This is a genomic window from Pseudomonas proteolytica (assembly GCF_007858275.1).
Classification (GTDB): Bacteria; Pseudomonadota; Gammaproteobacteria; order Pseudomonadales; family Pseudomonadaceae; genus Aquipseudomonas; species Aquipseudomonas proteolytica.
Genome location: NZ_VFEV01000094.1, coordinates 1 through 688 on the forward strand (window position 1 = coordinate 1; position 688 = coordinate 688).

A 688-nucleotide genomic window follows, 5' to 3' on the forward strand; every position below is an offset into this window, starting at 1 on the left:
TCCCACACCCCGGAAATGGCTGACCAGGTACCGGCCAATATCCCACTGCCAATGGCGCTCGCGCTGGAGGCCTGCCAGTGCGGTTTGAACCCACTCCACTCCTTGCGCAGCCAGGCTTCCAGCTCAGTGGTCAAACCGTCGTAGGACGCAAACAGCGCCTCGACCTGTGCCGGCGACACCCCGCCCTGCACACGCACCTGATAGCGCCCGCCGGCCACGCAGTGATGGGAGGCCTGACCCTGTTCATCCAGTTGGATAAACGTGGAACTGCCGTCATCCAGGCCAATCACCTGCACCTGGAGATTGCCCAGCGGCACGTCATACACCGACTCGAACTTGCTCTCGATCTTCAGCTCACCGCCGGCCGGGCACACGGCAACACTGGAAGCAAAGTCGCTGTCGGTCATGCTCACCGACATTTGGGAATCCCCGACCCGCAGTACCCGCTCCATGCCCAGTAACGCCGGCAAGTCCGCGGCATGGCTGGCCTTGTCCAGGGCCTGCGCGTACCAGCTGGTGACCTGCTGGCGATACACCGCCAGGCTCTGGTGAAAGCCATTCAGCTCGTATTCGATCAGGTCGATGGGCGATGAATCAGGGGCAGGGGCTGGCATCCATGACGTCTCTGCAAAAGAAGGCGTCGGAGAATGCCGCAGGAAAAGGGCGGTTGGAGGTGTGGTCTGTTAAA

Annotated in this window: 1 pseudogene; it reads right to left on the minus strand. The window is 61.9% G+C overall.

Features of this window, described 5'->3' with window-relative positions:
* Positions 1-614: pseudogene (locus FIV38_RS29825) on the minus strand (type IV secretion protein Rhs); the annotation flags it as partial.
* Between the last annotated feature and the right edge of the window lie 74 nt (positions 615-688).